The organism is Bradyrhizobium sp. KB893862 SZCCT0404, from assembly GCF_018130885.1.
Lineage (GTDB): Bacteria > Pseudomonadota > Alphaproteobacteria > Rhizobiales > Xanthobacteraceae > Bradyrhizobium > Bradyrhizobium stylosanthis.
The window spans coordinates 1,035,113-1,051,377 of sequence record NZ_JAFCLT010000001.1 but is presented as its reverse complement, the minus strand read 5'-3'; the positions used below and the strand labels follow the sequence as shown (position 1 = coordinate 1,051,377).

Genomic DNA, 16,265 nt, shown 5'->3' with positions numbered 1-16,265 from the left:
CCGGCCATTCGACAGCATCAATCGCCAGCGGACGGACCGCGGCGATCACGAGGGTCGTCAGGAAAGCTGAGGAGGCGCGCGCGCCTGGGCGTTTGAGCCCCTGGGAGAAGAAACCGCGGAGGCATCCGCCGTATGCCACACCACGCGTTCGGCATGGCGGAAGGGAATGGCGAGCGCCACGTGCGGCGGCGAATCGAGTGAGGCATTGGCCTGGGCCAGGCAACACAGCGCGCACGCGCCCGCATGCGCGGTCGGTGTTCCCGTCCGGTCGTTCAGACCACCCTGCTCGCTCGGGCTGTGACAGATGACGGCGGCCGACAACGGATCGGCAACGGCCTGGCTTGCCGCCAGACAGGCGGCAATCGGCGCCAGCACCTGCATCGCCAGGGCGAGCAGGACCAGAGGCAGGAATTTTTGCAGCCGTGCGCGCATCCACCGAACCGTTCGTTCGTCTACGAACTAAACACCTCGGCGGGACCCGAGTCGAGGCCAGTTCCGCCGGCTGGTTGGCCCGGCTCAAATTTCTCGAAAACTGTGGTCCGGGCGACCCACGCCGACCGGACGTCCGGCATTCGAGGCAGCCGGGCCGCCCCGGCGTATCCACAGATTTCTTATATTTGTCATATGCTTACGGGGGGCGCAGCCCGATCATTTCGTCAGCTGCTGTTATTTTGAACAATCGTTGCCGAAAATGATGACAAGTGAGAAAAGTTGATCTAGCATCCCTCTTGCTCAGGCGCTGACCGCGAGGTCGAGGCCTGGTGGTCCAAGTCTCGGGAGGAGCCCCTGGCGCGCAAAACGCAGCGTCGCCCCGTCAATCAAGATCAAATCTTAAGATCGGGGATAATAGGGTCGACACAATTTTTGAGCGGGGCCAGGGCCCCGCTCTTTTTTTGTCCGCATGGCTGAAAAGCCGATGAGCCCTTCCCTCAATCGCATCGAACAGAGTTTCGAAATCGCGGCGCTGCGCTGCGCCGATCTCACGCCGCTGGTCTACCGGCGCCTGTTCGAAGCGCATCCCGAAACGCGAACGATGTTCCGCGCGCAAGGCAGCGAGCTCGTGATGGGTTCGATGCTGGCCCTGACCATCGAGGCGATTCTCGACTTTGCGGGCGAGCGCCGCGGGCATTTCCGGCTGATCGCCTGCGAGGTCGCCTCGCACGATGCATATGGCACCTCGCGCGAGCTGTTCATCGCCTTCTTCGCTGTCATCAGGGACACGCTGCGCGACCTGCTCGGCGACGACTGGTCGGCGGACACTGCACTGGCCTGGGACAGATTGCTCGTCGAGATCGACGCATACGCCAGCATTCCCGCCTGATCCTTTGCGCTGCACCAAGCTGCGGCGACATCGCGGCCACGACGCCGCTGATTGCAGATTGAGTGCGAACAACTCTTGTGAGAGACTTTCGGACATCGGCCGCGCAAGCAATGACGCGCCGACGATAAAATACATGGGAGCGAGCGATGTCCGGGACGAAAGATTTCTCGACGACGAGGCGCGATCTTCTTCAGGCGGCAGCGACCGCCGGCGCCGGGGCTGCCCTGTTCGGCAGCATGGGCATAAACCCCGCATTGGCCGCCGAAGTCGGACGCAGCGAGAAACCGCTGAAGGCGGCCTTCTCCAATGCGGGCCTTCAGGCGACGTGGTGCGCGCAAGGCAAGCAGGCCGCGGAATTCTGGGGCAAGCTGTTCAACGTCGAGGTCACCTGGTTCGACGGCCAGCTCGACGCGGTGAAGCAGCGCGCGGCGATCGACAACATGGCCTCGCAGAAATGGGATTTCGTCGCGATCCAGGCCTTCGGCATCGGCACCCTCACCCAGCCCGTGCAGAAGATGATCGACGCCGGCACGCCCGTGATCGACATGGACACACTCATTGCTCCTCTCGATCAAATCAACGTCCACTCCTTCCTCGCCCCCGACAACGAGTTCATGGGCGCCTCGGTAACGCAGGCGCTGTGCAACGCCATGGGCGGCAAGGGCAAGATCATCATGACGCAAGGCGCGCTCGGCCACACCGGCGCACAAGGACGCGCGAAGGGCTTCAACACCGTCGTCAAGCAGTTCCCGAACATCGAGGTACTCGACACCCAGCCGGCCGACTGGGACGTCTCCAAGACTGCGCGCCTCTGGGAAACCTACCTCACGAAATACCCGCAGATCGACGCGGCGTTCTTCCACAATGACGACATGGCGCTCGCCGCCGCCAACATCATGAAGGCGCGGGGCCGCACCAACATCCTGATCGGCGGCGTCGACGCCATGCCGCCGGCGATCCAGGCGGTGAGCGAAGGCCGCATGTACGCGACCGTCCGCAACCCGTCCTGTCGCATCCATGGCGGTGCGATCATCGCGGGCGTGTCCGCCGTGGTCGGCGGCGAGAAGAGCGGACAGGGAATCCCGAAGAACGTCGTCACCGACGGCCCTGTCGTGACCAAGGCGAACGCCGCGGGGATGCAGTGGATGCAGGATCACTTCCTGATCTGATCTTTCATGCCTGAGACGCGTTCGCCCATCCTGGAACTGCAGGGCATCACGAAGAGCTTCGGCGGCGTCGAAGCGCTTCGTGGTGTCGACTTCGCGCTCTATCCCGGCGAGATCCATGGTCTCGTCGGCGAGAACGGCGCGGGGAAAAGCACGCTGATGAAGATCATCGCCGGCGTGCACACCGAATTCTCCGGCCGCTTCCTGATCGACGGAACCGAGACGCATTTCCGCTCGGCGCGCGACGCGCATGCGGCCGGCATCGCCATGGTGCATCAGGAGCTCTCCGTCGCCCCCGACCTCACCGTCGCCGAGAACGTCTTCCTCGGCAACCAGCCGACCAACGCTCTTGGTTTGGTGCAATGGCGACGGATGGCGCGCGAGGCCGGCGAGCAGCTCGCCCGCTTCGGCATCGACGTCGACCCGATGTCGCGGTTGGGTGACCTGCCGATCGGGTTGCAGCAGTTGATCGAGATCGCACGCGTGCTGTTCTCCGGCGCGCGCATCGTCATCCTGGACGAGCCGACCTCCGCGCTCTCCCCGCCCGAGGTCGAGCGCCTGTTCGCAACGCTGCGGCGGCTGCGCGAGCAAGGCACCAGCATCGTCTTCATCTCGCATTTCATCGAGGACATCCTGCGCGTGTCTGACACGGTGACCGTGTTCCGCAACGGCCGGAAGGTCGCGGAGACCGCGAGCGCTGCGACCAGCAAGGGCGCGCTGATCGAGTCGATGATCGGCCGCGGCGGCGAGGCGCTCGAGCACAGCTACACCGACGACCTGATGCTGCCGCAGCCGAGCGATAGCCCCGTGGTCCTGAAGGTCGACCAGCTCTCGCTCGCGCGCAGCCTCAAGGACATCTCCTTCGAGGCGCGCGCCGGCGAGGTGCTCGGCATCTACGGCTTCATGGGCTGTGGCCAGCAGGAATTGTCCCGCATCCTGTTCGGCAAGCTGAAGCCGGACGGCGGCACGCTCCTCGTCGACGGCACGCCCAAAACCTTCGCCAGCACGGCGGCGGCGCGGCGCGCCGGCGTGGCGCTGGTGCCGGAGAGCCGGCGCGACATGCTGTTCCATCAGGAGCCGGTCTACAAGAACATCTCGATCAGCATTTTGGACCGCATCTCGTCGCTGCTGCTGAAGCCGGCGCAGGAGCGCGACATCGCCAAGCGCCAGGTCGAGCAGTTGCAGATCAGGCCGCCGGTGGTCGGCCTCGATCTCGGCATGCTCTCGGGCGGCAACCAGCAGAAGGTTGCCCTCGCCAAATGGCTGACCTATCCCCCCAAGCTCCTCGTGCTGTGCGAGCCGACCCGCGGCATGGATGTCGGCGCCAAGAACGACGTCATCAACATCGTCCGCGACCTCCGCACAAAAGGGCTCGCGATCATCGTGCTGTCGACGGAGCCGGAAACGGTGCTGTCGCTAGCCGACCGCATCCTCGTGCTCAAGCGCGGCGCGGTGGTGCGGGAGTTCAGGAACGAGCCGGTCAGCAAGGACCGCCTGCTGGAAGCGGCGTGACGGAGAAGCACATGAGCAGCGAGACGGCTTTGGCGGCGGGGCAGCGGGCACGGGGCCTTGCGCCCTTCCTGCGCTCGCAGATGCGCAACATCGCCCCGTTCCTGACGCTGATCTTCCTCTCCGGCTTCTTTGCTTTCGCCAGCCCCTCCTTCGCCACGCTCGACAATCTCGGCAACATCCTGACGCAGGTGTCGGTGACGGGCATCATCGCGGTCGGCCTCACCTTCGTGATCCTGTGCGCCGAGATCGACCTCTCGATCGCCAGCATCGCCAATGTCACGGGCATCGCGGTCGCCTATTTCACGCTGCAGGAATCCTACGTCAACATCGCCAACATCCCCCTGCCCGGCGCGGTTGCGATCATCCTGTCGATCCTGCTCTGCGCCCTGCTCGGGCTCGTCAACGCGCTGGGACTGACCGTGATCGGCATCCCCTCCTTCATCATGACGCTGGCGATGATGCAGATCGCCGCCGGCATCTCGGCGCTGCTGGTGCGCGGCCAGATCGCCTACAAGGTCCCCAGCCTGATCACGACGCTCGGCTCGGGATCGATCGGCGGCATCCCCTGGATCGTCATCGTCGCCGCCATCATGCTGCTCGGCGGACACCTCGTGCTGACCTACACGCGCTTCGGCCGCTACGTCTACATGGTCGGCGGCAACCGCGAGGCGGCCGAATATGCCGGCCTCAACGTCAAGCTCATCCTCGGTGCAGTGATGGTGATCTCGGCGGTGTGCTCCGGCATCGGCGGCATGCTGGGCGTCGCCCATTTTGGCAGCGCGCAGCAGAACGAGTTCGACACCTACCTCCTCGACTCCATCGCCGCCGTCGTCGTCGGCGGCACCAGCCTGTTCGGCGGCCGCGGCGGCATCGGCAACACCATCGTCGGGCTCTTCGTGCTCGGCGTCCTCAACAACGGCCTCGACCACGTCAACATCGACAGCTTCCTGAAGATCCTGATCCGCGGCCTGATCCTGCTGGCGGCGCTGGTGATCAACGTCTATGCGCAGCGGTTGAGGGAAAAGGCGGTCGAGTAGCCCCCACCCCACGCACATTACAAATCATTGGGGAATTCGGCGCGGAGCGGCGTCGGCCGCCGCCTCACGGCCGCCTGGCCATGCGGACATCTTCCACGCCGGTCCGCTCGCTATCGTTCGGAGCTGAAAGCCAGCGCTGCCGCCCATGGAGGACAATCGCCACTGATACGGCGGCAACGACGACCTGTGCCGACTACCGCGAGAACCGCCCTCCCTGGCCGGTTGTCCAGCTCCCGGAGACGGCGTCGAGAGATGAGACCATGACCAGTCAAGACAGCTCCGGGCTGATCCTGGCGTTCGCGAGGACGCTGTTCGTCAACGGCCAGGCGACCGATCAGGTCGTCGCCGCAACCGGACTGCTTGGACGCACGCTCGGCGTCAATACCCGGCTGATGTCGCGCTGGGGCGAGCTGCGGTTGCGCGCGGAAGCCGGCGGCGTGACATCAATCACCGACGAGCCGGCCGATCCGATCGGGATCGACATGAGCCGCGTCGCGTCCACCATGCATGCGATCGCGGACATCGAGGCCGGTCGATTGTCGATCGCGGATGCGCACAGCCGCATCGAGGCCATCGCCGCCACGCCACCGTCGCCGACCTGGCTGTTCGCGTTGGCCGCGGCAAGCGGCTCGGTGGCGCTCGCGATCATTTTCGGCATGCAGCACTGGCTGACTGCAGTGTTGATCTTCGCGAGCGCCGGCCTCGGCGGGCTGCTTCGGCGCTTCATCGCAAGGATCAGCACGAATGTCTTCATCCAGCCGTTTTGCGCAGCCCTGCTGGCCGGGATCGTCGGCGGCGTTGCGGCGCGTTACCAGCTCAGCACCACCCCCGGCCTGGTCGTGGTGTGTCCATGCATGGTGCTGGTGCCGGGACCGCACATCCTCAACGGCGTGCTCGATCTCCTCAGAGCGCGCATTCACCTGGGCGCGGCCCGCCTGACCTATGCGGGCCTGGTGGTCTTCGCGATCTCGACCGGGCTGCTGCTCGGGCTCACGCTGCTCAATCAGTCGCTCCCGATCGACCCGCCGGGCCAGGCGGTGCCGCTCTGGCTCGATGTGATCGCAGCGGGCGTCGCGGTCGCCTGTTACAGCGTCTTCTTCTCGACTCCGAGCGCCATGCTGCCCTGGCCCATCGCCGTCGGCATGCTCGCCCATGCCTCACGCTGGGCCGCGATCTCGGAGCTGGGTTTTGGCGCGGCGACCGGCGCGTTGGTCGCCTGCCTCGTGGTCGGGTTGCTACTCACCCCGATCGCACGCCGTCGCCACTTGCCATTCGCCGCGATCAGCTTTGCCTCGGTCGTGTCGATGATCCCCGGCGTCTACCTCTTCCGGATGGCGAGCGGGCTACTGGAAATCGCCGACACGGCACAAGCGACATCCGCCCTGGTCGGGGCCACGATTGCCGATGGTGTGACCGCCATCGCGATCATGCTGGGCATAAGCCTCGGCCTGATCGTGCCGAAGGTGGTCATCAACCACCTCAATGTTCGCCGCGATCCGGTTCAGAGGAGCTGAGGACGACCGGGGCCGGCGCGCTGCGAGGATCGCCCCTAGACGGAAGCCACCGCCGCCTGCCCCGCAATCTCGTCCGCCCGCCAGCAGCGCACCGCATGCCCGTAAGGCGGCGGAGTAGACCGGCACGCCGTCGTGGCCGGGCTTGTCCCGGCCATCCACGCCTTGCTTCACAGCACATGAGACCGTGGATGCCCGGGCCTCCGCCTCGCCGAAGCGGCTTCGGCCGCGCAGGCGGGACAAGCCCGGGCATGGCGGTCCTTTTCAGGCTCCAAAACAAAAAGTGCGAAAACAACCCCATGCACAGTAGAAACTGTGAGAGAATTCGGCCGCCTGCCGAACCCGCCATGGCATGAGCGCAACCACACCAAAAAAATCGCGAGGCGTCGGGCAAAACAGGGGTAGAGTGTCATCGTGGCACCGATCGCGTGTCCCCTGGAGCTAGCCCCCCGAATGGCTGTCATCGATCGTCGTGCTGCCCTTATGGGAGCGGGAGCGCTTCTCATGACGACGAGCCCGCTCGCATCAGCTCCATTCGCGTGGCAATCGATCGCCCCGCTCGATGCAGGCTTCGCACCCGACCTCGACGAGCGACTCGACAAATTGATCGCGGAGAAGCGCGCCTGGGGCCTGCATGGCGTTGTCGTCACACGCATGGGCAAGCTGGTGCTCGAGCGCTATTTCACCGGCGAGGACGAAGTCTGGGGCGCCCCTCGCGGCCGTGTCGCGTTCGGTCCCGACACGCTGCACGACCTGCGCTCGGTCACCAAGAGCATCTTGGGCCTGCTCTACGGGATCGCGCTCGATCTAGGCAAGGTGCCCGCGCCGGACCAGAAGCTGGTCGCGCAATTCTCCGACTACGCGGATGCCGCAACCGATCCCCGCCTCCAGCGCCTGACCGTCGCGCACGCGCTCACCATGACGCTGGGGCTCGACTGGAACGAGGACATTCCCTACCAGGACCCGAACAACAGCGAAATCCGAATGGAGAAGGCGCCCGATCGCCTGCGCTACATTTTCAGCCGGCCCTTCATCTCTGATCCCGGCGTGCGCTGGATCTACGGCGCGGCCGGCACCGAGCTGATCGGACAATTGCTGGTGAAAGGCGTCGGCCAGTCGCTGCCGGATTTTGCACGTGCAAACCTGTTCGATCCCCTCGGGATCGGCCCGACCGAGTGGACAAAGGGCTTCAATGGGCAGCCCGCGCCTGCCTCTGGCCTCCGCATGGCGCCGCGCGATCTCGCGCGCATCGGGCAATTGATCCTCAACGGCGGGCAATGGGACGGGCGCCAGATCGTCTCAGCGGACTGGCTCACGAAATCGTTCCAGCCTTACGTGCCCTGCGACGAGCAGCGCCGATACGGCTATTTCTGGTACAGCGGCGATCTGCAGTACGGCGAGCGGCCGAACCGGCCGATCACGCATTGGGTCGGCGGCTTCGGCTATGGCGGCCAGCGCCTGTTCGCGATGCCCGACCTCGGCATCGTGGTCGCCATCGCCAGCGGAAATTACGCCGACGAGAAGCAATGGATGCCGCCGATCCGGGTGATCCGCGAAATCGTCCTGGCCGGGTTGAAGTGAGGACAGCGCCCGACATGCCACGCTGAGCCCCGCATCCTGAGGCGCGGAGCTTGCGATGCGCAAGGCATCGCAAGCGGAGCCTCGAAGGATGAACGCCCGAGGTGCCAGTCGGGCCGTCGCCCTTCGAGGGTCGCTGAAGAAGCCGCCGCCTCAGGGTAACGGTGATGGGGCCAGGCTTGCCACAGCAATCTCGTCCGCCCGCCAGCAGCGCACCGCATGCCCGTCCGGCCGCGTCTCCAGCACCGGCCCCGGCTCGTGGCGGCACACATCTTCCGCATGCCGACACCTTGGACTGAAGGCGCAGCCGTTTGGCGGATTGAGGGGGTTGGGAAGATCGCCGCCGGTCGTCGCCAGCGGCGCGTGGCGCAAGGGATCGGGGATCGCGGCGATCAGGGCTTGCGTATAGGGGTGCGCGGGACGCTCGAAGATTTCACGCCAGTGGCCATTCTCGACGATGCGGCCGAGATACATCACCGCGACGCGGTCGCTCATGTGCTCGACCACGCCGAGGTCGTGGCTGATCATGATGTAGGACAGGCCGAGCGTGTCCTTCAGCTCCAGCAGCAGATTGATGATCTGGGCGCGGATCGAGACGTCGAGCGCCGAAACCGGCTCGTCGCAGATGACGATTTTGGGATTGAGGATCAGCGCGCGCGCGATGCCGATGCGCTGGCGCTGGCCGCCGGAGAATTCATGGGGGTAGCGGTCGGCCTGTTCGGGGCGCAATCCCACATGCCTGAGCATCGTCGCAACGCGGTCCTCGATCTCGCTTTTCGCGGTCACGCCGTGCACACGCAGGGGATCCTCCAGCGTGCGGCGCACCGTCTGGCGCGGGTTGAGCGAGGCGTACGGATCCTGGAACACGATCTGCACGGTGCGAGCCAGCGCCTTGCGATCGACGGATGGCCGGTCCGTCACGACCTGCCCGTCCAGCACGATGCGGCCACGCGTGGGCGTCAGGAGGCCGAGGATCGAGAGCGCGACCGTGGACTTGCCGGAGCCGGACTCACCGACCAGGCCAAGGCATTCGCCGCGCTTCAAGCTGAGATCGACGCCGTCGACGGCGCGGAGCAACCGCCGGCCGCGGCCAAACAGACCACCGCCCAGGGGAAAATGGACCGCGAGATCCTCGACGCTGAGGATCAAATCGTCAGCCGGTCTTCCCTGTGGTTCATGCATGGTGATGACACCTCACCAGACCGCCCGCCTCCAGCCACTCCGCCGTCGGCGCGGCGGTCCGGCAGATATCGGTCGCCCGCGCGCAGCGCGGATTGAACCGACAGCCGCCCGGAAAGCTCGTGATGGCCGGGACCACGCCCGCGATCTCCTTGAGCCTGCTCCGCCCGAGCGCGGCACGGCTGCCCAGCCGCGGCAAGGAGTCGACGAGGCCCTGCGTATAGGGGTGCGACGGCGCGCGGAAAATATCGGCCGAGCCGCGCTCCTCGACGATGCGGCCGGCATACATCACCGCGACGCGGCGGCAGACATTGGCGACGAGGCCAAGATCGTGGCTGATCATCAGGATCGCCGTGCCCCGCTCCGCGCACAGATTGCGCATCAGCTCGATGATCTCAGCCTGCACGGTGACGTCGAGCGCGGTGGTCGGCTCGTCGGCGATCAGGAGGTCCGGGCCGCAGGCGAGTGCGATGGCGATCATCACGCGCTGTCGCATGCCGCCGGAGAGCTGGTGCGGATAATCGTTGACGCGCCGTTCGGGCGCGGGCACGCGCACGCTCGCCAGAGCCTCGACCGCGAGCTTGTTGGCCTCCCGCCAGCTCTTGCCCTTGTGCAGCACGAACATCTCGGCGATCTGCCGGCCCACGGGCGAGACCGGGTTCAGCGCCGTCATCGGCTCCTGGAAGATCATGGCGATGCGGTTGCCGCGCAGGTCGCGCTGCCGCGCCGCGGACAGGTGCTGGATTTCCTTGCCCTCGAACCGGATGACGCCGCCGCCGATCGACAAAGGCGGCCGCAACAGGCCGATCAAGGCAAGCGCCGTGATGCTCTTGCCGCAACCGGATTCGCCGACGAGTCCAAAGGTCTCGCCGCGATCGATACGGAACGAAATGTCTTCGGCCGCCGCAACGCGCCGCGATCCATCGTCCAGGTCGATGCGCAGATCCTCGACTTCGATCAGCGGCGCGCCCGTCATGTCCGCCGGCTCCGCGATTGGGGATCGAGGATGTCGCGCAGGCCGTCGCCGAGCAGGTTGAGACCGAGCACCGTCAGGAAGATGGCCAGGCCCGGAAACACTGAGAGCCATGGCGCCGTCGTGATCTGGTCGCGGGCGTCCGACAGCATGCTGCCCCAGCTCGGGAACGGCGGACGGACGCCGAGGCCCAGGAACGACAGCGCGGCTTCGGACAGCACTGCGCTGCCCATGCCGAGCGTGCCGATGACGACGATCGGCCCCAGCATGTTCGGCAGGAGCTGCGTGATCATGATCCGCACATCGCCATAGCCGAGCACGGTGGCCGCCTGCACATAGCCCTGGCTCTTCAGCGACAATGCCGAGGCCCGCGCGATCCGGCAGGTGAAGGACCAGTTGGTGAGCCCGAGCGCGATCAAGAGGCTGGTCAGGCCGGGTCCCAGCACCGCCATGATGGCCAGCGCGAAGATCAGCGAGGGGATCGCGAGCATCAGGTTGGTCAGGGCGTTGACGACATCGTCCCACCAGCCGCCCCAATAGCCGGCGCTGAGGCCCAGCGCCACGCCGATGACGCTGTTGATGAGCTGCGAGACGATGCCGACCGTCAGCGAGACGCGGGCGCCATAGACGACGCGGGAATAGATGTCGCGGCCCTGGTCGTCGGTGCCGAACCACCAGGTCCAGCTCGGCGGCTCCTCCGCGTTCATCAGGTTGGCGTCGAGGACGGGATCGGTGTGCGCCAGCCAGGGCGCGAGCAGCCCGACCAGGATCGCGAGCGCGAACAGCGCGCCGCCGATGATGAGATTGGCGCGAAGCTTCATGCGTACCTGATCCTGGGATCGATCACGCCGTAGAGCACGTCGATCAACAGATTGATCGCGAGAAAGGCCAGCACCACCACGAGAATGGAGCCCTGGACGGCGGGAATGTCGCGTTGCAGGACGCTGTCGACCAGCAGGGAGCCGATGCCGGGCCACGAGAACAGCTTCTCGACCACGACCGCCTGCCCCATCAGCCCGCCGAACTGCAGCCCGACGGTGGTGAGAATGATGACGAGTGCGTTGCGCATCACGTGCCATTTGACGACGCGCGTCTCGCTCATGCCCTTGGAACGCGCGGTGCGGACGAAATCGGCGGTCATGATCTCGAGCACGGCAGCGCGCGTCGTGCGGGCAAACAGCGCCATCGGCGAGACGCCGAGTGTCACCGCCGGCAGCAGCAGGTATTTCAGCCCGCCGTCGCCGTAGCCGAAGCTCGGCAGCCAGCCGAGCTTCAACGCAAACAGATACATCAGCGCGAGTCCGAGCCAGAACTTGGCGATGGACAGGCCCGATACCGCCACGACCATGGCAAGCGTATCGACGAGGCCGCCGGGCCTCAGCGCTGCGACGAAGCCAAGCGGCACGCCGACCAGAATTGCAAACGCCATGGCCGTGAAAATCAGCTGCAGCGTCGGCCAGGCCCGTTTGGCGATCATTGTTATGACCGGTTCACGGGTCCGGAACGAGGTCCCGAAATCGCCGGTTGCGAGCTTGGCGATATAGCTGCCGAAACGGACATAGACGGGATCGTCGAGGCCGAGCTGCTTCTTCATGCGCAGCTCGACCTGCGGATCGGCATCGTCGCTCATCGAGGAGACGATGCTGCCGGGAACGACGCTGAACAGCACGAACACCAGCAGCACGACGGCAAGCACGGTCGGAATGGACTGCAGCAGACGGCGGATCAGGAACGAGAGCATCGGCACTTTTCCCCGCTCCCTCCATCGCCCTGTGCGATCGAGGGAGCGCGCGTGTCACTTCGCGGGCGAGGTCTCGTCGACCCAGAGGTCTTCGACATTCTGGTGGGTCAGCTCCGTCGCGTTCTGCTGAACGCCCTTGAGCCACGGCTGCACGGCCATGACCGCCTTGTTGTAGTTGAAGAACCAGACCGGCGCTTCCTCGTAGAGGAGCGCATTGGCCTTCTGCAGCAGCGCGACGCGCTGCTCAGGAGCGTCAGCCTGCCCGGCCGCATCGACGATCTTGTCGAACTCGGCATTTTTGAAGTTCATGTAGTTGCAGGCCGATTGCGGCGTCGCGGAGTGGAAGCATTTGAGCGCAGCCTGGGGATCCGGGCCGCTCTGCTGCGAATAGATGAAGGCCTGGTAGTCGCCGCTGCGCACCACCTCCGCCAGCACCGCGGTCTCGACCTGCTTGACCTTCGCCTTGATTCCGACCTTGTCCAGCATCGGGATCACGGCCGAGACGATCGGCAGGCCCCAGCTCTCGTTCTGGCTGGTGGTCCATTCGAATTCGAAGCCATTGGGGTAACCGGCCTCTGTAAGCAGCTGCTTGGCCTTGGCGGGATCAAAGGGGTAAGGCTTCATCGCCTTGTCGTAGGCGGGCGAAGTCAGCGGCAGCCAGCTGGTGGCGCGATACGCCTTGCCCTTGACCAGCTTGTTGATGATCAGATCGGTATCGATCGCGTAGTTGATCGCCTGGCGGACGCGCTTGTCCGTGAACGGCTTGAACGAGGGATTCATGCCCATGTAGCGCGTGAACACCTCGGCGACCTCGACGATGGTGCCCTTGAGATTGGCATCGGACTGGTAGGCCACGTACTGCGCGGGCCCGAGCACGGACGTGTCAATCTCCTTGTTGCGGAAGGCGACGTCGCGCGCCGCGGCCTCGGCCATGATCGACACGACGACCTTGTCGGCGTAGGGCTTGCCGGGCTTGTAGAAGCGGTCCCAGCGCTCCAGCACGATGCGCGATCCCGGCACGTGCTCGACGAACTTGAACGGTCCGAGGCCGATCGGCTTCTGGATGAAGCTCTCCTTGGCGCCTTCGTCGGCAGGATAGATCGAGGTCAGCGCGGTGAAGAAGTAGAAACCGGGATCGACCTTTTCGGTCAGCTTCATCTCGAGGGTGAAATCGTCGATCTTCTTCAGGCCGGAGATCTCCTTGGCCTGCCCCTTCTCGACCGCGGCGGCGCCCTCGATGACGCGGACGAAACGTGCGCCGGGAAAGGCCTTGGTGCCGTCCATGATGCGGGTAAAGGTCCAGATCACGTCATCGGCGGTCATCTTGCGGCCGTTGTGGAAATAGGCGTCGTCGCGCAGCTTGAAGGTGTGAACGAGGCCTCCGCCCGAAACCACGTCCTCCTTGGCGAGCTCCAGAACCGGCCTTCCTTCCGCGGAATTCCAGATGTAGAGCGAGCGATGCAGCGCCTTGGCGTAGATCTCGTCCTGGGCGCGCTGGGTGGCGTGGATGTCGAGGCTGGTGAAGCTCGAGCCGTAGGGCGCGGTCATGCGGATGGTTCCGCCCTTGCGCGGCGTCTGGGCCTCTGCCGAGGCGGCGAGTGCCAGCCCCAGACCAGCAACGATCGCGATCATCCTCAACATCATGGGTCCCCCACCGACGCAGGTATTTCGATCAGGGATTTGATCATTCGTAGCCCGTCGAACGCAAGCTTCGATTTGATGCCACGTGATGCCGGTTCCTGAGGCAGCGACAAGCTCGTGGATCTGGTTGCATCCCACGGCGATGCAAGTTGCCGATTGACGCGGTGCATCATCGCATGACCGGGAGCAGTGAACATTTTTCGCGATCAGCGCGACCAAGCTCAGGATCGTCATCTGAGCCGCGGGAATCGCGGAAAAATGGGATCGCGGAAAAGATGAAGCGCCGAATTTTAGGTGTTTTGCTCGCGGGCAGTCTGGTCGCCGCGGCGGCTGCGCTCGCAAGCCCGGTCGCGGCCAGCCCCGGCCGGCACAGCGACGCGGACAGCATTCGCTTTGGCTGGAGCCGCACCTCCGGGTCGAACGACTATCTCGACCAGACCTGGTGGGCGGTCCGAAGTCACGAGACTGCGGATAATGTCGTCGAACGGCTGCTCAGCATCCCCGTCGGGATGATCGCGCGCGGCGCAGGCGCGGGTTTCGAAGCCAAGCTCGCTGAGGTCACCGGCCTGCCGCTGCCCGAGGACTGGACCCTCACGACGGCAAAGAGTTCGCCGCAGATCAATTCGATCTATGCCGAGACGCCGCGCGATCTCGCTTCCGTGCTCGGCTTCTACCGCGACGCACTCGGCAAGCGTGGCTGGACCGAGGATGACGGCGCGGTCGTCGCAGCCGACCGGGCGGTGATCACCTTCAGGACAGGCGCAGGGCTGGCCCTGCTCCGGCTCTCCCGTCAGGACGACAAGACCATCGCCGAGCTGTCGCGGCGCAAATTCGTCGCGGCGACCGGCGGCCTGCTGCCGAAGCCGGGGCAAGTGAGGCTGATCCTCGGCAACAAGACGGATGAAGCGGCAGTCATCACCGTCGCCGAGCAGACGATCACGCTGGCGGCGCACGCCGGCGAGAAGCTGACGAACTCCGACAGCGCCGCAGGCGAACTACCGGGCGGCCAAAGGATCGATCTGCCGCCCGGCAAGTACAAGGTCACCCTGAAGGTGGACGGTAGCGCGGCGCAAAGCCGGGAGTTCGAGGTCGCGGCCGATGAAACCTGGGGTCTGCTGGCCGGCTCGGACGGCATCCTGCTGCCGATGCGGCTTTATTGAGGTCCCGCGTCTCTCCCCTCGTCATTGCGAGGAGCTCTTGCGACGAAGCCATCCGGACCTCCGCTGCGGAACCACTCTGGATTGCTTCGCTACGCTCGCAATGACGGAACGTGGAGACCTCGTTGTCAGGCGCCTAGCCCGTCAACTCCGGCTGCCAGTCGCGCACTTTCCGCGCGGCGCCGGTGACGTCGGCGATCGTCCGGAACGCCGCCGCCTCCACCATCATGCCCCGTGCGAGCCGCACGGCGCGGGCTTCGCTGATCGCCTGCCTCCTGGGGTCCTCGATCAGCTCGAAATCGATGTTGTGCGCGAGGCCGAAGATACGACGGATGGTTTTGGCCGCGGCGAAGCCGACGGTGTCGGTGAACAGGCGCTGCATGTAGGCCTGCCGCTCGGCCTCCAGGCGCAAGGAGCCCTTGTCGCCGGTGAAAAGTGAGGTCGGGTAAGCATCGCCGGTCGGCCCGGTGCGCCAGAGGTCGAGGAATTTGCGGGAGAACTCGTTCCAGACCTTGTCGACCGTCTCCAGCACCCAGACCTCGAAGGCAGCCCGCTCGCCTTGCGTGCGCTCATGGCCTGCGGAGGCAAAATAGGCCATCAGCAGATTGGCCAGCACCGCGCCGACGTCGAACCCCATCGGACCGTAGAACGCAAACTCCGGGTCGATGACCCGCGTCTGGCTCTCCGTGACCATGATCGAGCCGGTGTGGAGGTCGCCGTGCAGCAGCGCTTCCGGGCTTGCCATGAATTTCAGCTTCAGCCGGGAGATCGCGACATGCAGCTCCATGTCGTCGCGGAGGTTTGCGGCGAGGCCATCGAGGTAAGGCGCAGTCCAGCGGTTCTGTTCGGCGATGCGGTAGGGATCGGTGAAGATCAGATCCTCGGTGATCTTGCACAGCGCATGGTTGCCCGCAAAGGCCGCGATGGCCTCCTTCTTCTCGGCAGCCGGCAGGGCGAGGTCCGAGGTGAAGAACAGCGTTCGCGCCATGAAGGTGGTGATGTCGTCCACGAAACCAGGATATTGCGTTGCGGCGACCAGACCCTTGCGCATGATGATGTGGGGCTCGAGCAGCTCCATCACGGTCAGCGCCAGCTTGTCATTGTGGTGCAGCAGCGCCGGCACGAGGCCCGGGGCGAGCTGTGCCTGCCGCGACAGCGCGAGATATTCGTAATGCGCGCGCGACAGCGGCAGCGGCCAGCTCTCGCCGACGAGGCGCACATAGGGCAGCGCCTGCTTCACGGCGACGCCGCCCTTCGCGCCCTTGACGATGAAGACGAGGTTGAGATTGCCGTCGCCGACCTCGGTGATCGCCCAGGACGCGGGCTCGCCGCCGAGCAGCGCCCTCAGGTCCGGAAGGCCAGCGAGATAGTCCCGCAAGTCGGCCTCATGCAGAATCCGGTAATCCGCCGCCTGCGCCATGGCGATCCCATCCCCTAAAGCGCGATGAA

14 protein-coding genes are annotated in these 16,265 nt (G+C 65.4%); 7 read left to right on the top strand and 7 right to left on the bottom strand.

What is annotated here, in order from left to right; genetic code table 11:
• Positions 1-57 precede the first annotated feature (57 nt).
• Positions 58-432 (bottom strand): DUF2946 domain-containing protein, encoded by a 375-nt coding sequence (locus tag JQ617_RS05295; protein WP_212024917.1) that lies wholly within the window; start codon positions 430-432, stop codon positions 58-60.
• Between the two features lie 484 nt (positions 433-916).
• Between JQ617_RS05295 and JQ617_RS05290 the strand changes: the two genes are divergently transcribed.
• The 6 genes from JQ617_RS05290 to JQ617_RS05265 all read left to right on the top strand — a co-directional run bounded on the left by JQ617_RS05290 (position 917) and on the right by JQ617_RS05265 (position 8,128).
• Positions 917-1,321 (top strand): globin, encoded by a 405-nt coding sequence (locus tag JQ617_RS05290; RefSeq protein WP_212024915.1) that lies wholly within the window; start codon positions 917-919, stop codon positions 1,319-1,321.
• Positions 1,322-1,467: 146 nt separating this feature from the next.
• Positions 1,468-2,490: a sugar ABC transporter substrate-binding protein gene (locus tag JQ617_RS05285; protein WP_063683197.1), complete on the top strand. Its 1,023-nt coding sequence runs from the start codon at positions 1,468-1,470 to the stop codon at positions 2,488-2,490.
• A 6-nt stretch (positions 2,491-2,496) separates the two neighbouring features.
• Positions 2,497-3,999, top strand: a complete 1,503-nt coding sequence (locus JQ617_RS05280; protein WP_212024913.1) for a sugar ABC transporter ATP-binding protein — start codon at positions 2,497-2,499, stop codon at positions 3,997-3,999.
• An 11-nt stretch (positions 4,000-4,010) separates the two neighbouring features.
• Positions 4,011-5,036, top strand: coding sequence for an ABC transporter permease (locus tag JQ617_RS05275; RefSeq protein WP_212024911.1), 1,026 nt, complete (start codon positions 4,011-4,013; stop codon positions 5,034-5,036).
• Positions 5,037-5,296: 260 nt separating this feature from the next.
• Positions 5,297-6,550 (top strand): threonine/serine exporter family protein, encoded by a 1,254-nt coding sequence (locus tag JQ617_RS05270; RefSeq protein ID WP_212024909.1) that lies wholly within the window; start codon positions 5,297-5,299, stop codon positions 6,548-6,550.
• A 501-nt stretch (positions 6,551-7,051) separates the two neighbouring features.
• Complete coding sequence (locus tag JQ617_RS05265; protein WP_212024907.1) at positions 7,052-8,128, top strand: serine hydrolase domain-containing protein; 1,077 nt, start codon at positions 7,052-7,054, stop codon at positions 8,126-8,128.
• 150 nt (positions 8,129-8,278) lie between these two features.
• On the opposite strand, the gene JQ617_RS05260 is transcribed toward JQ617_RS05265, so the two are convergent.
• The 5 genes from JQ617_RS05260 to JQ617_RS05240 are packed head-to-tail and all read right to left on the bottom strand — an operon-like array spanning position 8,279 to position 13,662.
• Positions 8,279-9,307, bottom strand: a complete 1,029-nt coding sequence (locus JQ617_RS05260; protein WP_212024905.1) for an ABC transporter ATP-binding protein — start codon at positions 9,305-9,307, stop codon at positions 8,279-8,281.
• Positions 9,300-10,280, bottom strand: a complete 981-nt coding sequence (locus JQ617_RS05255; protein ID WP_212024903.1) for an ABC transporter ATP-binding protein — start codon at positions 10,278-10,280, stop codon at positions 9,300-9,302. The genes JQ617_RS05260 and JQ617_RS05255 overlap by 8 nt, the downstream gene beginning before the upstream one ends.
• Complete coding sequence (locus JQ617_RS05250; protein WP_063683191.1) at positions 10,277-11,098, bottom strand: ABC transporter permease; 822 nt, start codon at positions 11,096-11,098, stop codon at positions 10,277-10,279. Before JQ617_RS05250 ends, JQ617_RS05255 begins: the two co-directional genes overlap by 4 nt.
• Positions 11,095-12,018, bottom strand: coding sequence for an ABC transporter permease (locus JQ617_RS05245; RefSeq protein ID WP_212025971.1), 924 nt, complete (start codon positions 12,016-12,018; stop codon positions 11,095-11,097). The genes JQ617_RS05250 and JQ617_RS05245 overlap by 4 nt, the downstream gene beginning before the upstream one ends.
• A 54-nt stretch (positions 12,019-12,072) precedes the next feature.
• Positions 12,073-13,662: an ABC transporter substrate-binding protein gene (locus JQ617_RS05240; protein WP_212024901.1), complete on the bottom strand. Its 1,590-nt coding sequence runs from the start codon at positions 13,660-13,662 to the stop codon at positions 12,073-12,075.
• Positions 13,663-13,808: 146 nt separating this feature from the next.
• On the opposite strand from JQ617_RS05240, the gene JQ617_RS05235 reads away from it, so the two are divergent.
• Entirely contained in the window at positions 13,809-14,819 is a 1,011-nt protein-coding gene (locus JQ617_RS05235; RefSeq protein ID WP_249156639.1) for a hypothetical protein, read from the top strand.
• 133 nt (positions 14,820-14,952) lie between these two features.
• Here the strand turns inward: JQ617_RS05235 and mtnK are convergent, their stop codons facing one another.
• Positions 14,953-16,236 (bottom strand): S-methyl-5-thioribose kinase, encoded by a 1,284-nt coding sequence (mtnK, locus tag JQ617_RS05230; protein ID WP_212024899.1) that lies wholly within the window; start codon positions 16,234-16,236, stop codon positions 14,953-14,955.
• Positions 16,237-16,265: the final 29 nt, after the last annotated feature.

What these genes read in the sequence shown, in the direction of transcription:
- JQ617_RS05295 (WP_212024917.1), bottom strand. Translation starts at nt 432, where the DNA reads ATGCGCGCACGGCTGCAAAAATTCCTGCCTCTGGTCCTGCTCGCCCTG.
- JQ617_RS05290 (WP_212024915.1), top strand. Translation starts at nt 917, where the DNA reads ATGAGCCCTTCCCTCAATCGCATCGAACAGAGTTTCGAAATCGCGGCG.
- JQ617_RS05285 (WP_063683197.1), top strand. Translation starts at nt 1,468, where the DNA reads ATGTCCGGGACGAAAGATTTCTCGACGACGAGGCGCGATCTTCTTCAG.
- JQ617_RS05280 (WP_212024913.1), top strand. Translation starts at nt 2,497, where the DNA reads ATGCCTGAGACGCGTTCGCCCATCCTGGAACTGCAGGGCATCACGAAG.
- JQ617_RS05275 (WP_212024911.1), top strand. Translation starts at nt 4,011, where the DNA reads ATGAGCAGCGAGACGGCTTTGGCGGCGGGGCAGCGGGCACGGGGCCTT.
- JQ617_RS05270 (WP_212024909.1), top strand. Translation starts at nt 5,297, where the DNA reads ATGACCAGTCAAGACAGCTCCGGGCTGATCCTGGCGTTCGCGAGGACG.
- JQ617_RS05265 (WP_212024907.1), top strand. Translation starts at nt 7,052, where the DNA reads ATGACGACGAGCCCGCTCGCATCAGCTCCATTCGCGTGGCAATCGATC.
- JQ617_RS05260 (WP_212024905.1), bottom strand. Translation starts at nt 9,307, where the DNA reads ATGCATGAACCACAGGGAAGACCGGCTGACGATTTGATCCTCAGCGTC.
- JQ617_RS05255 (WP_212024903.1), bottom strand. Translation starts at nt 10,280, where the DNA reads ATGACGGGCGCGCCGCTGATCGAAGTCGAGGATCTGCGCATCGACCTG.
- JQ617_RS05250 (WP_063683191.1), bottom strand. Translation starts at nt 11,098, where the DNA reads ATGAAGCTTCGCGCCAATCTCATCATCGGCGGCGCGCTGTTCGCGCTC.
- JQ617_RS05245 (WP_212025971.1), bottom strand. Translation starts at nt 12,018, where the DNA reads ATGCTCTCGTTCCTGATCCGCCGTCTGCTGCAGTCCATTCCGACCGTG.
- JQ617_RS05240 (WP_212024901.1), bottom strand. Translation starts at nt 13,662, where the DNA reads ATGATGTTGAGGATGATCGCGATCGTTGCTGGTCTGGGGCTGGCACTC.
- mtnK (WP_212024899.1), bottom strand. Translation starts at nt 16,236, where the DNA reads ATGGCGCAGGCGGCGGATTACCGGATTCTGCATGAGGCCGACTTGCGG.